Origin of the sequence: Mesonia sp. HuA40, from assembly GCF_008017835.1 — a bacterium.
Taxonomy (GTDB): domain Bacteria; phylum Bacteroidota; class Bacteroidia; order Flavobacteriales; family Flavobacteriaceae; genus Mesonia.
The window spans coordinates 106574-129016 of record NZ_VRLT01000024.1; the positions used below are offsets into that span (position 1 = coordinate 106574).

At 35.0% G+C, this 22443-nt stretch carries 19 protein-coding genes and 2 tRNA genes; 9 read left to right on the forward strand and 12 right to left on the reverse strand.

Features of this window, described 5'->3' with window-relative positions; all coding sequences use genetic code 11:
* Nucleotides 1-58: 58 nt before the first annotated feature.
* The 3 genes from FT993_RS03655 to mutS all read right to left on the reverse strand — a co-directional run bounded on the left by FT993_RS03655 (nucleotide 59) and on the right by mutS (nucleotide 3008).
* Nucleotides 59-142: transfer RNA gene (locus FT993_RS03655), tRNA-Leu, on the reverse strand.
* A gap of 35 nt (nucleotides 143-177) precedes the next feature.
* Nucleotides 178-250: transfer RNA gene (locus FT993_RS03660), tRNA-Gly, on the reverse strand.
* Between the two features lie 178 nt (nucleotides 251-428).
* Nucleotides 429-3008, reverse strand: coding sequence for a DNA mismatch repair protein MutS (mutS, locus tag FT993_RS03665; RefSeq protein ID WP_147861224.1), 2580 nt, complete (start codon nucleotides 3006-3008; stop codon nucleotides 429-431).
* A 203-nt stretch (nucleotides 3009-3211) separates the two neighbouring features.
* On the opposite strand from mutS, the gene FT993_RS03670 reads away from it, so the two are divergent.
* Nucleotides 3212-3748, forward strand: coding sequence for an RNA methyltransferase (locus tag FT993_RS03670; protein ID WP_147861189.1), 537 nt, complete (start codon nucleotides 3212-3214; stop codon nucleotides 3746-3748).
* A gap of 2 nt (nucleotides 3749-3750) precedes the next feature.
* Here the strand turns inward: FT993_RS03670 and folK are convergent, their stop codons facing one another.
* Complete coding sequence (gene folK / locus FT993_RS03675) at nucleotides 3751-4869, reverse strand: 2-amino-4-hydroxy-6-hydroxymethyldihydropteridine diphosphokinase (RefSeq protein ID WP_147861190.1); 1119 nt, start codon at nucleotides 4867-4869, stop codon at nucleotides 3751-3753.
* Between the two features lie 101 nt (nucleotides 4870-4970).
* Here folK and FT993_RS03680 point away from each other — a divergent pair, with 101 nt between their 5' ends.
* From FT993_RS03680 to rpsU, 4 genes are all read left to right on the forward strand, one after another.
* Nucleotides 4971-5666 (forward strand): queuosine precursor transporter, encoded by a 696-nt coding sequence (locus FT993_RS03680; protein ID WP_147861191.1) that lies wholly within the window; start codon nucleotides 4971-4973, stop codon nucleotides 5664-5666.
* On the forward strand, nucleotides 5663-8299 hold the full coding sequence (locus FT993_RS03685) for an AsmA-like C-terminal region-containing protein (protein ID WP_147861192.1): 2637 nt from the start codon (nucleotides 5663-5665) through the stop codon (nucleotides 8297-8299). Before FT993_RS03680 ends, FT993_RS03685 begins: the two co-directional genes overlap by 4 nt.
* Nucleotides 8300-8339: 40 nt before the next feature.
* Nucleotides 8340-9203 (forward strand): RNA polymerase sigma factor RpoD/SigA, encoded by an 864-nt coding sequence (locus FT993_RS03690; RefSeq protein WP_147861193.1) that lies wholly within the window; start codon nucleotides 8340-8342, stop codon nucleotides 9201-9203.
* A gap of 233 nt (nucleotides 9204-9436) precedes the next feature.
* Nucleotides 9437-9631, forward strand: a complete 195-nt coding sequence (gene rpsU, locus FT993_RS03695) for a 30S ribosomal protein S21 (RefSeq protein ID WP_147861194.1) — start codon at nucleotides 9437-9439, stop codon at nucleotides 9629-9631.
* Nucleotides 9632-9704: 73 nt separating this feature from the next.
* On the opposite strand, the gene FT993_RS03700 is transcribed toward rpsU, so the two are convergent.
* Nucleotides 9705-10499, reverse strand: coding sequence for a DUF2797 domain-containing protein (locus FT993_RS03700; protein ID WP_147861195.1), 795 nt, complete (start codon nucleotides 10497-10499; stop codon nucleotides 9705-9707).
* Nucleotides 10500-10573: 74 nt separating this feature from the next.
* Between FT993_RS03700 and FT993_RS03705 the strand changes: the two genes are divergently transcribed.
* Entirely contained in the window at nucleotides 10574-12094 is a 1521-nt protein-coding gene (locus tag FT993_RS03705) for a GH3 auxin-responsive promoter family protein (RefSeq protein WP_147861196.1), read from the forward strand.
* Nucleotides 12095-12294: 200 nt separating this feature from the next.
* On the opposite strand, the gene hemL is transcribed toward FT993_RS03705, so the two are convergent.
* Genes hemL through FT993_RS03720 form a run of 3 tightly spaced genes read right to left on the reverse strand, consistent with a single transcriptional unit; the run spans nucleotide 12295 to nucleotide 15370 of the window.
* On the reverse strand, nucleotides 12295-13578 hold the full coding sequence (gene hemL / locus FT993_RS03710) for a glutamate-1-semialdehyde 2,1-aminomutase (protein ID WP_147861197.1): 1284 nt from the start codon (nucleotides 13576-13578) through the stop codon (nucleotides 12295-12297).
* A gap of 14 nt (nucleotides 13579-13592) precedes the next feature.
* Nucleotides 13593-14447, reverse strand: a complete 855-nt coding sequence (locus tag FT993_RS03715) for a glucosaminidase domain-containing protein (RefSeq protein WP_147861198.1) — start codon at nucleotides 14445-14447, stop codon at nucleotides 13593-13595.
* A complete protein-coding gene (locus FT993_RS03720; protein ID WP_147861199.1) occupies nucleotides 14444-15370 on the reverse strand; it encodes a 1-aminocyclopropane-1-carboxylate deaminase/D-cysteine desulfhydrase in 927 nt (308 codons plus the stop codon). Before FT993_RS03720 ends, FT993_RS03715 begins: the two co-directional genes overlap by 4 nt.
* Nucleotides 15371-15589: 219 nt before the next feature.
* Here FT993_RS03720 and FT993_RS12265 point away from each other — a divergent pair, with 219 nt between their 5' ends.
* From FT993_RS12265 to FT993_RS03730, 3 genes are read left to right on the forward strand one after another with little or no spacing between them, the layout of a single operon-like run.
* On the forward strand, nucleotides 15590-15748 hold the full coding sequence (locus FT993_RS12265) for a DUF5522 domain-containing protein (RefSeq protein ID WP_187240747.1): 159 nt from the start codon (nucleotides 15590-15592) through the stop codon (nucleotides 15746-15748).
* A gap of 21 nt (nucleotides 15749-15769) precedes the next feature.
* A complete protein-coding gene (locus FT993_RS03725; protein ID WP_147861200.1) occupies nucleotides 15770-17755 on the forward strand; it encodes a urocanate hydratase in 1986 nt (661 codons plus the stop codon).
* A gap of 12 nt (nucleotides 17756-17767) precedes the next feature.
* Nucleotides 17768-18295: a DUF4136 domain-containing protein gene (locus tag FT993_RS03730; protein ID WP_147861201.1), complete on the forward strand. Its 528-nt coding sequence runs from the start codon at nucleotides 17768-17770 to the stop codon at nucleotides 18293-18295.
* A gap of 182 nt (nucleotides 18296-18477) precedes the next feature.
* On the opposite strand, the gene FT993_RS03735 is transcribed toward FT993_RS03730, so the two are convergent.
* From FT993_RS03735 to FT993_RS03750, 4 genes are read right to left on the reverse strand one after another with little or no spacing between them, the layout of a single operon-like run.
* Nucleotides 18478-19698: a hypothetical protein gene (locus tag FT993_RS03735; RefSeq protein WP_147861202.1), complete on the reverse strand. Its 1221-nt coding sequence runs from the start codon at nucleotides 19696-19698 to the stop codon at nucleotides 18478-18480.
* A 10-nt stretch (nucleotides 19699-19708) separates the two neighbouring features.
* Nucleotides 19709-20491, reverse strand: a complete 783-nt coding sequence (locus FT993_RS03740) for an ABC transporter permease (RefSeq protein WP_147861203.1) — start codon at nucleotides 20489-20491, stop codon at nucleotides 19709-19711.
* Nucleotides 20484-21191, reverse strand: a complete 708-nt coding sequence (locus FT993_RS03745) for an ABC transporter ATP-binding protein (RefSeq protein ID WP_147861204.1) — start codon at nucleotides 21189-21191, stop codon at nucleotides 20484-20486. The genes FT993_RS03740 and FT993_RS03745 overlap by 8 nt, the downstream gene beginning before the upstream one ends.
* Nucleotides 21191-22432, reverse strand: a complete 1242-nt coding sequence (locus FT993_RS03750; RefSeq protein WP_147861205.1) for a nitrous oxide reductase family maturation protein NosD — start codon at nucleotides 22430-22432, stop codon at nucleotides 21191-21193. The genes FT993_RS03745 and FT993_RS03750 overlap by 1 nt, the downstream gene beginning before the upstream one ends.
* Nucleotides 22433-22443: the final 11 nt, after the last annotated feature.

Consider the following 22443-nt stretch of genomic DNA (forward strand, 5'->3'; position numbering starts at 1 on the left):
GCCTTAAGAGAAGTCCAAAAACAAGCAAACCCCTTAAAAAATAAGGGGTTTGCTAAAGTACTCGGGACGGGACTTGAACCCGTACGAACAAATGTTCATTGGATTTTAAGTCCAACGTGTCTACCAATTCCACCACCCGAGCATACTATTTTTTACCGATAGGTATAATACATACAGAGCGAAAAACGGGATTCGAACCCGCGACCTCCACCTTGGCAAGGTGGCGCTCTACCAACTGAGCTATTTTCGCGTTTTATCGTTGACAATAAAACCAAACTAAACTTTGGGCAATTTACCTAAACATTTCTAAGAAATGATTTTCTTACTAAGGCCTTATCGTGGTGTGTTTTCTAAAGAACGTGCAATCGTGATTGCGGATGCAAATTTAAATGTTTTTTTAGTTTAAACAAGTAAAACCTCAAGTTTTTTTATTTTTTTTCTTGTTGCACCAAACTTCGTTTAATTTCATTTAATTTCATTAAAGCCTCAACTGGCGTTAATGTATTGATATCTAGAGACGTAATCATTTCTTTAATTTCTTCGAGTAAAGGATCATCTAATTTAAAAAAACTAAGTTGGGGTTCTTGCTCTGTAGCCTTCTTTATATTATCTCTTTGAGTTTCTTCTCCTCTAGAAGCTTCTAGCTTACCTAATATTTTACCTGCCCTATACAAAACCTGCTGGGGCATACCGGCCATTTTGGCCACGTGAATTCCAAAACTATGCTCGCTACCCCCGGGTACCAATTTCCTCAAAAATAAAACCTTATCTTTTAATTCCTTAACCGAAACATTAAAATTCTTAATTCTGGTAAAATCTTGAGTCATCTCATTTAATTCGTGATAATGCGTTGCAAATAAGGTTTTTGGTTGAGCAGGATGTTCGTGCAAATACTCGCTAATCGCCCAAGCAATAGAAATACCATCATAGGTACTGGTCCCCCTTCCTATCTCATCTAACAAAATCAAACTACGTGGTGATAAATTATTTAATATACTGGCGGTTTCATTCATTTCAACCATAAAGGTAGATTCCCCTAAACTGATGTTATCACTAGCCCCTACCCTTGTAAAAATTTTATCAACCAAACCAATTTCCGCCGATTTTGCCGGAACAAAACTCCCCATCTGGGCTAGCAAAACTATTAAAGCAGTTTGCCTTAATATTGCCGATTTACCACTCATATTTGGCCCCGTTATCATCATGATTTGTTGCGACTCAGAATCCAGGTACAAATCATTTGCGATATATACTTGATCGCTCTTTAGTTGTTTTTCAATAACAGGATGCCTACCCGATTCAATGTTCAACTGCAAACTATCATTAATCTTTGGTCGTACATAGGAGTTTTCTTGCGCCAATTGAGCAAATCCTTGCAAACAATCTAATTGACCAATAACCAATGCGTTTTGTTGTATTGTTTTAATGTAATCGCTTAGCCAGTTTACCAATTGCCCAAACAATTGCTGTTCTATTTGATAAATCTTTTCTTCAGCTCCTAGTATTTTTGCTTCGTACTCTTTAAGTTCTTCGGTGATGTAACGTTCTGCATTAACCAAAGTTTGCTTTCGCACCCAATGCTCAGGCACCTTATCTTTATGTGTGTTTCTAACCTCAAGATAATAACCAAATACATTATTACTTGCTATCTTTAAGCTACTTATTCCTGTTTCTTGTATATGTTTTTGAAGCATTTGATCGAGATGATCTTTACCTGTATAAGCTAAATTCCTTAAGTCATCAAGTTCTTCAGAAAAACCAGCTGCAATAGCTCCTCCTTTCAAAATAGAAACCGGAGCCTCTTCCTTTAAACAAGATTCAATTTTATTCTGTAACAAGTTGCATGGCTGTAAATTTTCTGACATCTTAGCCAGTGCCTCTATTTTAGAATTTTGTAGCAGGGCTTTTATCGGTTCAATCGCAGCAATCGAGTTTTTTAGTTGTACCACTTCACGTGGATTTATTTTCTGTGTAGCTATCTTAGAAACCAACCGCTCTAAATCACCAATTTTATGCAGTTGTTGCTGAAGGGTTTCTCTAGCTGCAAAAGATTTATGAAAAAAATCTACAGCCTCGTGACGATCTGTAATACGTTCTTTGTTTTTTAGAGGCAATGCTAACCAACGTTTTAACATCCTGCCTCCCATGGCACTCAGAGTTTTATCTATAACGCCCAGCAAAGTAACGGCTTGCGGTGTATTGGCCTCATAAAGCTCTAAATTCCTGATGGTAAATTTGTCCATCCAAACAAATTCTTCTGTGGCAATGCGCTGTATAGCGGTGATATGCTTTAATTGCCTGTGCTGCGTCTCACTCAAATAATACAAAATAGCTCCGCAAGCTATAATGCCTTCTTCTAAATGTTCAACGCCAAAACCTTTTAAACTAGCCACATCAAAATGTGATTTTAGTGTCTCTTTGGCATAATCACTTTGATAAACCCAATCTTCTAAATAAAAATTATTTAAATCTTCGCCAAGTAGTTTTGCAACTTGAGATCTATGTTTTTTAGAAATAAGCACTTCACTAGGCGAAAAATTTTGCAACAACTTCTCAATGTACTCCTCATTACCCTGGGCTGTTAAAAATTCACCGGTAGAAACATCTAGAAACGCAATACCAAAATGGGTTTTGCCAACCTGTATCGCCGCTAAAAAATTATTGGTTTTTCGCTGTAAAACCTCATCATTTAGTGCTACTCCTGGCGTCACCAACTCGGTAACTCCTCGCTTTACAATTTTTTTGGTTTGCTTAGGGTCTTCGAGCTGATCGCAAATAGCAACTCGTTCGCCTGCTTTAACTAATTTTGGTAAGTAGTTGTTTAAAGAATGGTGAGGAAATCCGGCTAACTCTGTTCGTTCTCCTCCATTATTTCTATTGGTAAGTACAATATCAAGTATACGAGCAGCTTTAACCGCGTCTTCACCAAAAGTTTCGTAAAAATCACCCACACGAAATAGAAGCATAGCATCAGGATACTTAGCTTTAATCGCGTTGTATTGTTTCATCAACGGGGTTACTTTATCTTTCTTTTTTGCTGCCACGTTAATTGGTTTTTAGGTTGGTGGTAAAAATACAAGTTTTGCTTCACAAAGCCCTTTTAGCTGCATAATTTTATAAATTTGCAGCTTAAAAATCCGCCTTTAAGGCAAAATATAAATATTGCCATAAGTCGTTGTTATTATTTTACCAAATTATTTAGCGCTTCATTATGAAAAATAGAAAATTAAAAAATATAGAATTAGATCGTAAGTCTCCAAAAGAATTTAAAACAGCGACTAAAACACCAATAAGTATAATTTTAGATAACATAAGAAGCCTAAATAATATAGGATCTGTTTTTAGAACAGCCGATGCTTTTTTAATTGAAAAGGTTTACCTATGCGGAATTACGGCGCAACCGCCACATAAAGATATACGCAAAACAGCACTAGGAGCTACCGAAACAGTTTCTTGGGAGTATGTAGAAGACACGCTAAGTTTGGTTGAGCGACTAAAAGCAGAAAACAAAAAAATACTGGCAGTTGAACAAGCCGAAAATTCTACGGCGTTACAAAATTATGTTCCCACAAAAAATGAACATCTGGTTTTAATTTTTGGCAACGAGGTAAAAGGAGTGCAGCAAAATGTTGTATCGGTTAGTGATTATGTAATTGAAATTCCGCAGCTAGGCAGCAAGCATTCGCTTAATATTTCGGTTAGTACAGGTATTGTAGTTTGGGATTTATTTAGTAAAATAACACACTAAGTTTATGCCGATGCTATTTGCTCTAGTAGCGCTAAATAATCGGTTCGGTTTTGCACAAAATCATATTTAGAAATATCTATAATCTTTACATTTAGATGATGCTGGTTTTTTATAAATCCTAAATATCCTTGATTAATTTTTTCTAAATAATCTTGGGGTATATTTTGTTCATAAGTTCTACCCCGTTTTTTAATATTTTGCATTAAGCGCTCGGTGTTTTGGTATAGATACACATACAAATCTGGCTTGGCTAAATCTTTGTACATTATATCAAATAGCTTTTTATACAAGGCATACTCTTCTTCTTGAAGAGTGACTTTGGCGAAAATCAACGATTTGTATACATCGTAATCGGCCACCATAAAATCAGAAAACAAATCATATTGCCCAATATCATCTAATAATTGTTGATACCGATCGGCTAAAAATGACATTTCTAAAGGAAAGGCATAGCGCGCTTGATCTTTATAAAATTTAGGTAAAAAAGGGTTATCTTTAAAACGTTCAGGAATTAATTTTGCCCCATAATCTTGTGCAATCATGGTAGCTAAACTTGTTTTTCCTGCCCCTATATTTCCTTCTATAGCCAAATAATTGCGTTTGTTAGCTGGTAATTGAGGCTGGTCTAAAACGGTATCTATTTTTTTAATGGGTAAACTCTCCAACTCGGCATACATTTGCTTTACGGATTTTTTGAGTTCAGGGTGAATAAAATCAGGCGCAATTTCGTTCAAAGGATACAGTACAAAATTGCGTTTATGCAGTTGCAAATGCGGCACATTTAGATGTTTACTATGAATTACTTCATCTTCAAAAAATAAAATATCTAAATCGATAGTTCTATTTGAAAAAAAATCGCCTTCACGAACTCTACCCAGTTTTTTTTCGATTCCCAATAAGGCATCAAGTAACTCTACTGGAGAAAGTCGCGCTTGCACCTGGATCACCAAATTTAAGAAGTCATCACCCAAAAACCCTTGTGCTTGCGTAGCATAAAGTGATGAACAGGCAGCAATGGTACCCACCTCTAGATGAATCTGATTTAGGGCAAGTTGAAGAAAATGCAATTTATCAGGGGCGTTACTACCCAGAGCGATGTAGGTTGAGGCAATATTTTTCAAAAAATTAACAGGCTAAGTTCTACAATTTCACAGCAAATTAAGTAAAACAAATTTACATATAGCTACATTTGTGACGAAGAGTATTAACAATTATTATTTTATTGAAACCGAGTTTTAATCCATTAGCTTATAAAATATACCTAAGGTTGGGTGCTTTGTTTATCGCAGCATTGGTAGCAAGCAATTTAATATTTAAAAAGTTTTTTTACTGGAATTTTTTTGACTGGCATACCTTTGAAATATCAGTAGGAGTTTTGCCCTATCCGGTTACTTTTTTAATAACCGATTTAATTAGCGAAATTTACGGGAAAAAGAAAGCCAACCAAGTAGTTATTTCAGGGATGTTTGCTTCGGCATTTTCGCTTTTAATCATCTATACGGCTAGCGTCGTTCCGGCTACCCAGTGGTCGCCCATAGATGATGATTTATTTCAAAAGGTATTTGGAGCCACAACATTGGCCGTTTTTGCCTCTATGAGCGCCTATTTAATTGCCCAATTGGTAGATATACAGCTATACCATTTCTGGAAAAGAAAGACGAAGGGCAAGCATCTTTGGTTAAGAAACAATTTTTCAACTTTTTTTTCTCAGTTTATCGATACTTTTACTGTTGTATTTTTACTCTGTGTGTTTAAAGAAATATCTTGGGAACTTTTTGGCGGCCTCCTTGTCAGTGGTTTTTTGTTCAAAGTTCTTATAGCTGCTATTGACACCCCATTTTTATACTTAGGGGTACATCTTTTTAGAAAAAAATTTAAATTAAAACTCCAACAAGAATTAAATATAGATTATATATGAAAAAAGCAATAAAAATTTTCGCGATCACCATAGGTGTTTTACTTGTTTTAATTCTGCTTACCCCGATAATCTTTAAGGGACCTATTGAAAGGGCAATAAAAAAATCAGTAAATAACAATTTAACGGCACAAGTTAATTGGGAAAAACTAGACCTTAGCTTATACAGAGACTTTCCTAATGCGCACGTACAATTGCAAAATTTAAGCGTAATTAACCAAGAACCATTTAACGGTGATACTTTGGCAGCGGTAAAAAGCATCGGGTTAAGTATGGGTATTATGCAATTATTTGCTTCAGGAGAAAACCCTATTAGCATCACTCAATTTACAGCAGACCAAGCCTTCATTAATATAAAAGTAGATAGCTTAGGACGTGCTAATTATGATATCGCTAAACCGAGTGAGCCAAGTACTAAAACAGATACAACTAACAAGGCGTTAAGCTTAGACCTACAAAATTACAGCTTAAGCCAGTCTACAATTTCATATTTAGATGAATCTAGCAATATTTTGTTTCGTTTAGAAGAGTTTAACCACACGGGGTCGGGAGATTTTAAAAATGATATCACCAATTTAGACACTCAAACTAATACTTTAATTTCGTTAGAGCTCGATAAGGAGAAATATCTAGACAAAAATAAACTCGCACTTGATGCCCTATTTAAATTAGATCTAGCCAAACAGCGCTATAGCTTCCTCGAAAATGAAGCTTTAATAAATCAACTACCGCTTTCGTTTGACGGATTTTTCCAGGTAAACGATAAGGATAGTGAAATTGATCTCACTTTTAAAACACCTACCTCTGATTTTAAGAACTTCTTAGCCGTAATTCCTGAAAGCTATGCAAAAAACCTTGATCAAGTGAAAACCACGGGAGATTTTTCTGTTAATGGAAAAATAAAAGGAATAATAAACGATGAACTTATACCCCAAATAGATATTCGGGTTGCTAGTGATAACGCATCGTTTAAATATCCTGACTTACCAAAAGGGGTTGAAAATATAAGCATTACCGCCAATTTAAAAAATGACACCGGTAAATTAGACGACACCTACCTAAATCTTGAAAAATTAAATTTTAGAATAGATCAGGATCAATTTGCTGCTTCGGGTACATTCAGAAATATCACAAGTAATATGCTAGTGAACACTCAATTGGCAGGGAAAATAAATTTAGCCAATATCGAGAAAGCCTACCCAATTGAATTAGAACAAAAGCTTAACGGACTTATAGATACTGATTTAAGTTTAGCTTTTGCTATGAACGATATAGAGAATGAGCATTATGAAAATATAAAAAGCAATGGAAAGCTGCTATTGCAAAATTTTGAATACTCTTCTCCCGAGCTTCCCAACAAAATCGCCATTAAAAAAGCGGGTATAAATTTTAACCCAGAGGTTGTAAACTTAAATGAATTAGAGTTAACTACCGGTAAAACCGATTTAAACGCCAAAGGTAAAATTGAAAATTTATTAGGTTTCCTATTTACCAATCAGCAATTAAAAGGAGATTTTACCATAACCTCTACCAATTTTGTGCTTGAAGATTTTAAGCTTCCTGAAACTAAATCCGTAAAGGAAGAAGAAAAACAAGCCGACCCGAACCGTGTTAACAAAACGCAAGATGCCATAAAAATACCTTCTTTTTTAGATGCTAACCTTAATTTTACAGCCAACAATGTAGTTTATGACAATTTAAAATTAAAAAACGTAAACGGGTCCTTAAACATAAAAGATGAAAAGGCCGAACTTAAACAGGTTAAGGCCTCTATTTTTGGTGGGCAGATTAACCTTGGCGGAAGTGTTTCTACCCAAGCCGATACACCAGCGTTTGATATGGATATTCAATTAGAAAGAATAGATATAGCCGAGTCTTTTGCTGGTTTAGAATTGTTTAAACAATTTGCTCCTATCGTTCAGGCCTTGGAAGGAACTTTAACTACACAATTAAAATTAAATGGTGCACTTACAAGCGATTTTACTCCTATTTTAAGCAGCCTTGACGGAAGTGCCTTAGCGCAAATTTTACAAGCTCAAGTACAAGAAAGTAAGCTACCATTGCTGTCAAAATTAAACGCTAGACTAGACTTTTTAGATTTCACAAAACTAAACTTAAACAATTTAACTACTCAATTTGAGTTTAACAATGGTCAAGTATTGGTGAAACCCTTTGAATTAAAACTAAAAGATATACTTATAAAAGCACAAGGAACTCACAGTTTGAGCAATGAAATGAATTATCAATTACAAATTGATTTACCTGCAAAGTATTTAGGTAAGGAAATTGCTGGTGGACTTGCCTCCCTCACCGAACATAATTTAAATGAAACCAAAGTAAAGCTTCCGGTTCAAATAGGTGGTAGTTTTGCCTCTCCTAAAGTGCATGTAGAAACTAAAGCTGCAGTTAAGAACCTAAGTCAGCAAATTATAGATGCTAAAAAAGATGATGTAATTAACGAAGCGAAAGATAAAATTACAGATCTAATTAAGGGGAACCAAAAAGAAAAGGATAGCACAAACACCTCGCAAACCTCACCAGAAAAAACAAAAGAAGAGGAAATTAAAGAAAAAGCTGGCGATTTAATTAAAGACATATTAAAGGGCAAGAAAAAGAAAAATAATCAAGAGAATTAAAATTCTTTTATTAAATTACGCTATTCTAGGCCAATAAATTATGAGACAGTTAAAAATAACCAAGCAGCTTACCAATAGAGAATCTGTTTCTCTAGATAAGTATTTGCAAGATATTAGTAAAGTAGACTTAATTACGGCCGAAGAGGAAGTTGAACTCGCCCAACGCATTAAACAAGGTGACCAGGTTGCACTTGAAAAATTAACGACAGCCAATTTAAGATTTGTAGTATCGGTAGCGAAGCAATATCAAAACCAAGGTCTTACGCTACCAGATTTAATTAACGAAGGTAATTTAGGTCTTGTAAAGGCCGCCAAGCGATTTGATGAGACCCGTGGTTTTAAGTTTATATCCTACGCTGTTTGGTGGATTAGGCAATCTATTTTGCAGGCACTCGCCGAGCAATCGCGTATTGTGCGCTTACCACTAAATAAAATAGGAACCCTAAATAAGATTAATAAGGCTTATGCCCAGTTAGAACAAAATAACCAGCGGCCTCCTACCCCCGAAGAAATAGCAAAGGAACTGGATTTAAATATCGTAATGGTAAAACAGGCCTTAGAAAATTCTGGCAAACATCTTTCTATGGATGCACCACTAAAAGATGGTGAAACCTCTAGCCTATACGACGTGGTGAACCACGAAGAATCACCTTTTCCCGATCAAAACCTAATGCAAGATTCTTTAAGTATAGAAATTGCACGGGTATTAGAAACCTTACCGCCTAGAGAAGCTGATATTTTAAAACTTTTTTTTGGATTAAACGGTCAACGCCCTATGTCGTTAGAAGAAATAGGTGAAATTTTTGATTTAACAAGAGAACGTGTTAGGCAAATTAGAGAAAAAGCAATACGAAAATTAAAAGACTCCTCTAAAAATAAAATGCTTAAAAACTATCTGGGTTAAAATTATTTCCAGCCCTAAAAAATAATTAGAATCAAACAAATTGATTTCTTTGCAAGAACCCATTCACCGCTTTATTAGGAGTACCTAACCGCCACAAATTGCGAAAATTGCAGCAAAAATTATTCATTAATTTTACGTGTTTCTATTTTTTTATCACTTTTTATTTTTATCTTTGCAGCCTGGTAATGGAAAAAGTACCATTATATTGAATAAAAAAATTTAAACTATCTTATATGCTAATTGTAAAAGTAAAAGACGGAGAAAAAATTGAGCGCGCGTTAAAGCGTTTAAAGAGAAAATATCGTGACACTAAAACCCTTCAAATATTAAGGGATAACAAGTATTATACTAAGCCATCTATTGCTAAGCGCAAGCAACTACAAAAAGCGGCTTACATCCAGCATTTGAGAGATCAAGAAGATATATAAACAGATTTATCCGTTTTTGAATATAACTAAGCGTTCTTTTATAAAAGAACGCTTTTTCTGTTGCTTATCTCTTTTAAACTTCTAAACTTACATAAAGGCCTTCATTGCTTCGTACGTTAAAGACTGTATAGTCTTCAAATATTAAATACTGGCCTTTAATCCCTACCAGTTTACCAGAGTAGTGCTGTTTCTTTTCTAAATTTAAACTTTTAAGCTTTTTTGGATACGCCAATACAGGAAACTCAATATTTGTTTCGGTGTTAGCATTCAAAAAATACGGCAGCACTTCTTGAGGTAAATATTGTTTTAACCGATCTCTTGTATCTTCTAAATTAACATCTTCGATTTCATTTTTGAGCATGGTTCGCCAATTCGTCTTGTCGGCCACATGTTCTTTTAAAGCCACTTCGGCGATTCCTGCCAGATATCGGTTGGGCACCTCTAGAATTTCTAAAGCTTCATGTGCGCCCTGGTCAATCCAACGTGTAGGTATCTGAGTTTTTCGGGTGACCCCTACTTTTACATTTGAGGAATTTGCCAAATAAACGATATGAGGCTGTAACTGCACTTTTTTCTCGTATTCCAAATCTCGATCTTCTTCACCTAAATGCGCTTTACTAAGTTCTGGTTTCATTATCCAATCTCCTGCTTGAGGTATGGCATAAAAGCAATCATAACAAAAACCTTGTCTAAATATTTTTTTGTCTTTGCCACAATTTAAGCATTCATATTTAAGAAATTGCAGGTGAATTTCATGATTTAAAAATTCATTAAGGTGAACTAAATCAACCCCCAAATTCATATAATATTGAACCTGATCTTTAAGGTCTGTTGGCATTTTTTGTAGTACCCCTTCAAATCTTAGCATAGTATTTTAGTTTAGTATGTTCATTATTTCGTATAAAACCCTATTTTTACAACACGATACAAAAGACACGTTGCATGGCCTTTCCCATTGTAAATTCTATAGCCTCATGGTTTTTAAAAAAAAGAATTCACCAGATGGAGCTTTTTTTAAAATATCCTAATGAAGTACAACACGAGCTTTTGAACCATCTTGTACAAAAGTCTAAAAATACAGTTTTAGGAGAACAATATGGGTTTAATGAAATAAAAAACTATGAAACATTTAAAGAGCGTGTTCCTATTATTACTTATGAAGAATTTGAGCCTTTAATTGAGCGAAGTAGACAAGGTGAAAACAATCTATTTTGGCCTACTCCTATAAAATGGTTTGCAAAATCTAGTGGTACTACAAACGCAAAAAGCAAGTTTATTCCTGTGAGCTCAGAATCTTTAGAAGATTGTCATTATGCAGGAAGTAAAGATTTATTGTGTTTATATCTTAATAACAATCCCAACTCTAAACTATTTACAGGAAAAAGTCTACGCTTAGGCGGAAGTAAAGAACTGTACAAAGAAAACGGCACCTCATTTGGTGATTTATCGGCGATTTTAATAGACAATATGCCCTTTTGGGCGTCATACAGTTCAACACCTAATAATGAAATTTCTTTAATGAGTGATTTTGAAGCCAAAATGTTTGCTACAGTCAAAAGCACAATAAAAGAAAATGTAACAAGTTTAGCAGGCGTTCCCTCTTGGATGCTGGTTTTACTTAATCGTGTTTTGTCTTATAAAGATGAAACCAATTTAATTAATATTTGGCCCGATCTAGAAGTTTATTTTCACGGCGGTGTAAGTTTTGAACCCTACATGCAACAATACCAAAGCATAATACCAAGAGACCAATTCAGGTATTATGAAATTTACAATGCTTCTGAAGGTTTCTTTGCGGTACAAGATCAAAATCAATCTAAAGAGTTACTATTGATGCTAGATTATGGCATCTTTTATGAGTTTATACCTATGGAGACATATGGTACAGCAAACGAGAAAATTTTTCCGCTTGACGGGGTTGAACAAAACAAGAACTATGCAGTGGTAATTACCACCAATGCTGGTTTATGGCGCTATAAAGTAGGAGATACGGTAAGATTCACTTCCCTTTCCCCCTACCGGATAAAAGTGACCGGCCGTACAAAGCATCATATTAATGTTTTTGGTGAAGAGTTAATCATAGAAAATGCAGAGACAGCATTAAAGCGCGTTTGCCAAGAATTACATTGCGAAATTGTAGATTATACCGCTGGTCCTGTATTTATGAAAGGTAAAGATCAAGGGGCCCATGAGTGGATTATTGAATTTAATAAATTACCAGATAGTTTAGCCAATTTTAAAGCTAAATTAGACTTAGAATTACAACGTCTAAACAGCGATTATGAAGCTAAGCGGAAAAATAATGTTACACTGAATCCACTTGTTTTACACGCAGCTAAACCTAAGCTTTTTTATGTTTGGAGTAAGCAGCAAAATAAATTAGGAGGACAACATAAAATACCTAGATTATCTAACAAGCGAGATTACATTGAAGAGCTTTTACGTATAAACGATAGTTTGTAAAAACAAGAAATAGCTGTTTTGATGCCATAAGCAAAATTTGATTTTCGAATTAGCTATATAAAAGAACTTTTTTTATAAAATTTAATTTTTGAATAAAAAAATCAGCTGTAATCATTACTACAGCTGATTTTTAAACTAATTTTCTCTTCGTTTTTTCAAATTATCCTTTGGCTATAGGAGATAAGATTCATAAATTACCCTTACCAGTTGGCCGTAACGCTATCCGCGGCAGCAATAGTTTTATCTAAATCTGCATAAGTTAGGGCATCGGTTATAAACCAAGTCTCAAAAGCACTTGGAGCAATATAAACCCCTTTATCCAGCATACCGTGAAAAAACTTTTTAAAGTGCTTGTTATTAGCTTTAGCAGCGGTTTCAAAATCTACTACTGCTTCTTTTGAAAAGTGAATTGAAAGCATAGAACCATATTGATTGATTGTGAAATCAATATGGTTTTGCTCTAGCACTTTAAATAAACCATCTCGTAAATATTCTGTTTTTTCATCAAGACGTTTAAATACTTCTGGATCGTTTTTTAAGCTTTGTAACATAGCTAAACCAGCAGACATAGCTAATGGATTTCCACTCAAAGTACCAGCTTGATAAACGCTACCCAAGGGAGCTAAGTGATTCATTATTTCTTGTCTTGCTGCAAATGCACCAACAGGTAAACCACCGCCAATTACCTTACCAAAGGTAACAATATCTGCAGAGATGTTTTTTCTTTCCTGCACCCCTCCAGCCGATAATCTAAAGCCGGTCATCACCTCATCAAAAATTAATAAGATATTGTTATGGTCACACAAACTGCGTAAGCCTTCTAAAAAACCCTCTTGAGGTGGAATACACCCCATATTACCAGCAACTGGTTCTAAAATAATACAGGCAATCTCATTTTTATTAGCGTTTATTAAAGCTTCAACACTACCTAAGTTATTATAAGTGGCTAAAAGCGTATCTTTTGCTGTGCCTCGGGTTACTCCAGGACTATTAGGACTACCGAATGTTACCGCACCACTACCGGCTTGTATCAAAAAAGAATCGCTATGCCCGTGATAACAACCCGCAAATTTTATAATCTTATCTTTCTTAGTAAATCCTCGTGCAAGACGTACAGCGCTCATACACGCCTCTGTTCCACTATTTACCATTCTTATTTGATCTATACCAGGTACCATTTCTACAGCCAATTTGGCAATCTCAGTTTCGATCTCAGTTGGCGTACCAAAACTAGTTCCTTTTTTGGTACGCTCAATTACTGCGTTTACCACTGGAGGATAGGCATGACCTAAGATCATAGGGCCCCAAGAATTTATATAATCTATGAGTTCATTTCCATCTTCGTCATATAAATAAGCTCCCTTGGCTTCCTTGATAAAAATAGGATCTCCTCCAACAGCATTAAAAGCACGAACGGGAGAATTTACCCCACCAGGTATATACTTTTTAGCTTCGGCAAATAGTGCACTACTACGTTTATACATGAAATTTTATTGTTTTACAGTGATTTTACATAAAGTTTTTGACCAATACTTAAGTGATTGTCTTTTAATTTATTTAAAGCCTTCAGTTCATCTACGCTCAAATCATATCGCTTTGCGATGGTATACAAAGTGTCACCTTTTTGTACAGTATAACGTATACTGGTATGATCTGCGCGAACGACTTTTCTACGATTGCCTTTGCGGCTTCCATTACCAAGAACGTGGTCGTCATATTCGTGTAATTGGTAACGCTCTATAATACTAATAAGCTTTTGCGGATATCTAGGATCTGTAGCATAACCAGCTTTTTTTAGGCCGTGCGCCCAACCTTTATAATCATCTTTATCCAATTCAAACAAAAAAGCATAGCGCTTTCTTTCTTTCAAAAACAAACTATGGTCTCTAAAACTATATTTTGGATCTTTATATTTTCTAAAACACTCTTGTAAAGCATCATCATCGTGGTATGCTTTTTCTCCTTGCCATCCGTTGCATTTTATGCCAAAATGGTTATTACTTTTTAGCGTAAGTTCTCCTTTACCTGAAGAAGACTCTAAAATACCCTGAGCCAAAGTAATACTAGCAGGAATACCATAAAGTGCCATTTCATCTTTAGCTATTTGTGCGTAATCATAAACGTAACGCTCATTATTATCTTTAAAAACCGGTTTTTGGCTTGTAGGTTTTTTGTAGTTAGGAACCTCTTTGGTTGTCTGATTTCTGCTTACACTTTGATCTATTTCTTTTTTAGAAACTACTTTTTGAGCCGAATTTTTACGTGAGTTGTTTACACTTTTTTTTTGCGTGCCGCAAGAACCTAGAATTAAAGCCACAGCAATAAGCAGCTTAATGTGAATTGATTTTGTCATTGTAATAAGCTTAATCCTTTTTGTTTTAATTTTACGTTCATTCCATAAATACCTTGCAAACCTCCGGTATGCAGCGCTAAAATACGGGTATTTTTAGAAAAATAATTGTTTTTGATTAAATCTAAAAGTCCATACATCATTTTACCAGTATACACAGGGTCTAAAGCAAGTTGATAATCTTGCTTAAAAGTATTAATAAATGTTATAAGTTCTTCATTTACCTTAGCATAACCACCAAAATGATAATTTAGTATAAGTTGCCAATTATCTTTTTTAGCAAACCGCTGTATTTCTGCTCTTAAAAAATCTCCACGCAGAGCAGGAAAACCTAATACTTGTTGACTTTCAAGCGAGGAGTTAATTACTCCGCTTATGGTTCCGCCAGTACCCACGGCAACGGCCACATAATCAAAATGTAAATCTGTGGGTGTTAAAATTTCTTCGCATCCTTGAATAGCTAATTCATTGGTACCGCCTTCAGGAATTAAATAAAATGAACCAAATTTTTGTTGTAACTTCTCTAAATAATCATTTTCATTTTTGTTACGATAATCCTGCCGCGAAATAAAATACAGTTGCATCCCTAAGTTTACCGCCTGTCTTAGAGTACTATTACTTTCAAGGGTTTTAGGTAAATTTTCATTACCCAATTCTTCTCCGCGAATTACCCCAATACTTTTAAAACCAAGTTCATTCGCAGCCGCAGCCGTGGCCAGAATATGATTTGAAAAAGCACCCCCAAAAGTGACCAACTGCGTGTGACCTTCTTTTTGCGCCCTTTTCAAATTATACTTTAATTTTCTAAACTTATTTCCAGAAACAAGTGGGTGCAGTAGGTCCTCGCGTTTTACGTAGAGTTCAACTTTTCTTTTTTCATCTTTAAAGACAAATTGATTTTTCGATCTTTCTTGGCAGTGAAACATTTTACAAAAATATAAAATTCAATTAGCCTTTATAAAGTAAAGAGATTAAAAAAATAGCCGTTATTCTTTTTATTAAATCGTCTACAAATCCGCTTTAAGCTTCAAAAGAAGTCAATAAGCATTTTACTTAATTTTACGGATTTAGTTAATGGAACAAATTAGATTTAGGCTTTGCATTATATTTCGGTTTCAATTTAAAAAAATGTATTTTTGAGCATTATGAATATTAAGAAACGAATACCTTTAACCGAAGGGGATTACTACTTAACGCCCCAAGGGTATAAATGCTTTACAGAGCAATACCACCTCAAACGCGGGTATTGTTGCAAGAGCGGCTGTAGGCATTGCCCTTACGGATTTAATAAAAACAGAGATTAAAAAAGCAAACTCAAAATAACCATGACTTTTCAAGAAGAAATACTACAAGGAATTCCGAACGATTTACCTCCTGTAAAAACATACGACCCGAGTATTAACCATGCCCCTAAAAGGAAAGAAATTTTAAGCGAAACCGAAAAAGTTTTGGCGTTACAAAATGCTTTGCGCTATTTCGATAAGAAACATCACGCTACTTTATTACCCGAGTTCAAGCAAGAGTTGCAAGACTATGGCAGAATTTACATGTATAGGTTTAGACCTAATTATGAAATATATGCTCGTGATATAAATGAGTATCCTGGTGAGTCTACACAAGCCAAGGCCATAATGCTCATGATTCAAAATAATTTAGATCACGCTGTTGCCCAACACCCGCACGAATTAATCACTTATGGCGGTAATGGCGGGGTTTTTTCAAATTGGGCACAGTATAGATTAACCATGCAGTACTTAGCCACAATGAATGATGAGCAAACCCTAGTGATGTACAGTGGGCACCCCATGGGTTTATTCCCTTCGCACAAAGAAGCTCCTAGAGTAGTGGTGACTAACGGTATGATGATACCAAACTATTCTAAACCAGATGATTGGGAGAAATTTAATGCTTTGGGCGTGACCCAATACGGGCAAATGACTGCCGGAAGCTATATGTACATAGGCCCGCAAGGTATCGTTCACGGGACCACCATCACCGTTTTAAACGGATTTAGAAAGATTAAAAAATCGCCAAAAGGAGGTTTATTTGTAACTTCAGGATTAGGTGGTATGAGTGGAGCACAACCTAAGGCAGGAGATATTGCAGGCTGCGTTAGTGTTTGCGCAGAAGTAAACCCAAAAGCTACCAGAACAAGACACGAGCAAGGTTGGGTTAAAGAGGTAATAAGCGATTTAGATGAGCTGGTAAGGCGGGTTAAAGAAGCTTTAAAAAATAAAGAAGCGGTTTCGATAGCTTACGCTGGAAATATTGTCGAGGTATGGGAAAAATTTGATGAAGAAAATGTTCATATTGATTTGGGCAGTGACCAAACATCTTTGCATAACCCTTGGGCCGGCGGTTATTACCCCGTAGGACTAAGCTATGAGGAGTCAAATGCTATGATGGCCAATGACCCAGAGCAATTTAAAAAAGAAGTTCAACGCAGTTTAATACGGCACGCAAATGCAGTAAACAAACATACCGCCAAAGGAACTTATTTTTTTGATTATGGCAATGCTTTTTTACTTGAAGCTAGCCGCGCGGGCGCCGATATAATGGCTAAAAATGGTATTGACTTTAAATATCCTAGTTATGTACAAGATATTATGGGACCTATGTGCTTCGATTACGGATTTGGGCCTTTTAGATGGGTTTGTGCTTCGGGGCAAACAAAAGATCTCGTAAAAACAGATGCTATTGCCACTCAGGTGTTAGAAAGGTTAAAGCAGGATGCACCGGAAGAGATTCAACAGCAAATGCAAGACAACATAACTTGGATTAAAGGCGCACAAGAGAACAAATTGGTGGTAGGCTCACAAGCACGTATTTTATATGCAGATGCCGAAGGACGCATGAAAATCGCTGAGGCCTTTAATGAAGCAATAGAAAGAGGCGAAATTGGTCCTGTCATCTTAGGTAGAGATCATCACGACGTTTCTGGAACAGATTCGCCTTATCGAGAAACCTCAAATATCTATGACGGAAGTAAATTTACGGCAGACATGGCCATTCATAACGTAATAGGCGATAGCTTTAGAGGAGCCACTTGGGTAAGTATACACAACGGTGGAGGCGTAGGCTGGGGCGAAGTAATAAATGGAGGCTTCGGTATGGTTCTTGATGGTTCTAAAGAAGCTGCAAATCGCTTAAAATCAATGTTGTTCTGGGATGTAAACAATGGTATTGCCAGAAGATCTTGGGCCAGAAATGAGGGGGCTATATTTGCCATTAAAAGAGCTATGGAAAATGAGCCTAACCTTAAAGTAACTTTACCCCAAATGGTTGATGAAGATTTGCTGAATAATCTTTAAATACTATTATATATGAAAGCTTTTCTAAAAATTTTGAGTTCGTTAGTAATTCTATTTGTCTTAGGGGCTTGCTCTAGTGTGCAAGTTACTACAGATTATGATCAAAAAGTGAATTTTGACCAATATCAAAGCTTTGCTTTTTACAAACCTGGTATTGACCAAGCCAAAATTTCTGATTTAGATAAAAGGCGAATTCTAAAGGCTATAGAAAAGGAACTTACAGCCAAAGGTTTACAAAAAAAGAAAAATGCAGATTTATTGATTAGTATATTTACGAAAACTAAAGAAAATGTAAATATTTATCAAAATAACCTTGGGTATGGCTGGGGATTTTCACCCTTTTATGGCGGGCACTGGCAAAATACCGTTTCACGAGAAACCGAGGGTACATTATTTATAGATTTGGTTGATCGAGAATCAATGGAGTTGGTTTGGCAAGGAATAGGTGAAGGGTCGCTCTCGAAAGATCGGGAAACCAAGATTGAGCGTATTCAAGAAATTGTACACGAGATATTAAAAAAGTATCCGCCTGAAAAGTAAAATCAGTTTAAGTAATTAATAAACATAAAAGCTATTCTTACTTTAGAATAGCTTTTATATTTATTTAATAGTTGATACCCTTTAATCAATGGTTTTACAATTGTACTGCCTGTATTGCCAATTTGAAATACCTTGGTATATATTAATGGTAAACTAGAAAAAATCCTTTCAATATTACCGTGTTAAGAAGTTGTTTTTCTGTTTCTTTTAAATGTGCTAATGAAAACCCCTCCTATTCCAATTACAATAAAGCAACTAGCTGTAAACAACCAATAGTACAGATTTGGCAGGTTTGGCATATTAAAAATTTTTACTAAAGCCTGCCAAAAAATTAAAATTTCGGTTAATAGAAAACCAAGCAAGTAGATCTCATAATTTCTAAGGCTTAGTTTTAATAAATTGCTTTCGTGTAATAAATAAAAAATTGCTGGCGTCACTACCCCTAAAAATACCCAATGCAAAAAACCGATTGCCAAATTTTTAAAGTTAATTATATAGCTTGCTATAAGAGGAAAGGCGGCTAAAAATTGCATTAGTAGTTTTATAAAATAAAATAATAAAACTGTTTTTATTAAAATTACATTCACTTTTGATTTACCTGCAAGCAACTTTAAGGGTTGTTTTCTAAAGAAATTCATCAAGAACCACAAAGCCAAAAATTGAAAAACCCCTCCTATTATAGCTGCAACATAGATAAATATATTTGGTTTCAGAAACAAGATAGATATCAAAAAGCTTAAGCAAACTCCCCAATGAAAAAAAATTATAAAGCTTTTAAAATTAGCTTGTCGCATGTAAACTTTCTTTTGTTCTAAAACGAATAAAAATCCGCCTATGAGTGCTAGAATCATCCACGCATTATATTGAAAATGCAGGTAAAAATAAATCGCTACTCGGTACCAAGGTGAATCTGCTCCCAGTATGCTCATAATAGGACCAATGGCCCAAGGTCCGATGCTCGAAATAACCATATATAGTAGGGCTAGGTGCGTACATTTATAAGCCGGACTTGCTCGCTTTTCTTTTGGAATATATTTTAGAAAAGACCAATAAAAGCCATAACTACAAAATAAAAATAGGGTCGAAAAAATTATGGATACGGCAGCATAGCCTTGAAAGGGAAAACTAAGCATCATCCCGACTATACTCACCAATGTACTACTATAAATAAAAAAAAATACACGGTTAGGTACATGGCTTTTCAAATGATTCTTGTATATTACAAGTACCAAGGCTAGATAAATCCAACCTAAAATAGCTGTGTGAGAATGTGCATGAACAATGTGTTTAAAAACCAGCGGTAAGTCTACAAAGAATAACAAACGCAAAATCAAGCCTCCAAAAATAGCCATAAGAAACAAACCTAAGGCTATGTTTACCTGGATGCCTAACTTTATTTGCATTTATAAAACTTTAAAAATCTTTCTTTTTTGCTTTTCGGGCAATATTAAGCACGGGCAGTACCACCCAAACCATTAATGTTGATAGCGCGGCAAATAAGCCCAAATTAGTTCCAAAAAACTTTTGAAAAACCGCTCCTGTGTACCCTAATAGAGCTGCAATATCTAATTTAAGCAAAATTAAAATTCTAGAAAGATCTATTGGATTAAAAGTAGTGGCTATAAGCGTGAACTTATCTAAAGGGTAAGTTTCAAATACAATTAAAGACATTAGAAATAAACCGTCGTAAATAACAGCAAGAAAGAGCCAAAGCAATATGGCATAACTAAATCCTTTAATCTTATTCTCGTTATATAATGCAATATTAAATGCTAAGGCGGTGAATATGAAAGTTAACATCGCTCCAGTTATTAACAGCAAGCTAAAGTTCCAAATTGCACTTGATTGAAATAAACCATAGAATACAAAGGGTATACCTAAACCAAGAACTAAGCTCATTACAAGAGACAAGGCCACACCTAAGTATTGGCCCAAGAAAATTGAAGAACGTTTTACAGGTTGAGCTAAAAGTAACTCTGTGAATTCCTTAGAATTGTAGTAATACATAACTCCAAAAATTGTCCCTATTAAGGGTACCAATATTATGATTACGTTCATTAAAGTGATTACCGCTTTGGATAAATCTTGATTTAGGAATAATAGCACAAACGATAAAAGCAAATAGAACAACAAGTAAACATAACTCCATCGGCTTCTTATTAAATCGAAAAAACTGTATTTTAAAATTTTAAGCATGGTTTTTCTTTAAGAGGTGAGCAATTGCGTGTTCAAAATCGGTTTGTTGGGTTTTTTCCCTTAGTTGATGAATATTGCCTTTAAAATAAATTTTCCCTTCGAGAATAAATACAATCTCGTCTGAGATTTCTTCAACAAAACTCATGATATGCGAAGTAACCAAAATAGTTTTACCCTTTTCTTTCTCTCGCTGTATAAGTTCTTTTAAATGAAGCAACGCAATAGGATCTAAACCTGTGGTAGGTTCATCTAAAATTATTAAAGGGCTATCAAACATAAAAGTTAAAACGATATTTACCTTTTGCTTGGTACCACCTGATAGATTGCTCAATTTTTTATCTAAAAAAGGCTCTAAATGAAATAATTTAATCAAGTGATCTGCTTGGGCATTACCTCCGCGCAAATCTTGTATCATTCCTAATAACTCCTTAACACCCAAATTACCAGGGAAATTAGCTATTTGAGGTAGGTAATCAATATTTTTTCTATAAAGACCATTGGCATGGGTTTTTTTACCTTGAACATAAATCTCACCTTGGTCTGGAACCACCATACCTAATATTGATTTTATTAAAGTAGTCTTTCCTGAACCATTTGGGCCTAATACGGCAAAGATTCCTTCATCGGGAATTTCTAAATCTATCCCTTTAAGCACTTTATTTTTACCGAATTTTTTATGAATATTCTTAATCTCTACCATTACTTTTTTCTCATTAAAGGGGCTTTATCTACTAAGTTATCGGGTGTAAACACCGGTGACACTTTTTCTGAAAAGTCGATTATATCAACAAATAAGCTCCTCATCAAAATAATAGTCTCGGGTGTTCTATTAACGATATAACTAAATAATTTAACTGGTCTATACGGTACATCACCAAAACCGTCTTCATCTAAATCATAGCCCGTATAAGAACTCCAATAATTATTTAAAAATAAATTATTGTTTAATTTACTATTGTAGCTAACATCAAAAGAATTGTACAAAAAATTGTTTTCCAAAAATTTATTTTCATAGCAAGCACCACGCACCTTTACTGCCCAACCGTTATTTTTAAAAGTATTTTTTAAGTAGTTTACCCGATTTGACCCCTCTATATTTATTCCTGTTGTATTTTCTTCAAAAATATTCTCAACAATTTCGGCGTCATTAATTTCTTTAAGCAGCAAACCGTAAGAAGCCGTTCCCCAGTTGTACCTAAATTGGTTCGCCCTCATCTCAATCCGCTTAGAAAACATAACTGCAACCCCAGCACCATTATTTTCAAAAACATTTTGTGCATAAGCATCGTCGTTACTAAACATAAAATGAAGACCATAACGCAAATTGTCTTTACTTATATTATCTTCTATGATGCAATGGTCTGCAAATTCAAGATAAATACCATCACGTACCTTTTGAATTAAGTTTTCTTTAACTGTGATGCGTTTAGAGTACCATAACTGTATGCCATTACCAGAATTATGTTCTGAGACAGCATCGCCTAAAATTTTATTATTACGCACAATACCATCACTGGCCTTCTCTAAATAAATACCAAAAAATATTTTTTCGAGTATTAAATCTTCAAGGATGAAATTTTTTGCTTTGCTTACGCGGATAGCAGCATAGTCTTCTGTATAACTAGCACCTACGTTAATTAATTTAATTCCGGATATTCGAACGCTATCGGCAAATACATTTATAATATCGGCCTTTTTGAGACCATCAATCACTGGGTAATCATAACCTTTGAGATAAAGAGGCTTATCTATTATAATTTTATTCTCGCGATAAGTACCCTTTTTAATGTGAATAGTATCACCGCTTCTCGCTTCTGCTACAGCCTTCTTAATGCTAGAATAAGAGCAATTTTCGCAAACCTCAATTTGAGCATAAAGCGAAGTTGCTCCTGTAAAGAAAAATACTATAAATAAAATAGATTTAAAATAACCTTGTAGCATAGCTTGAGATT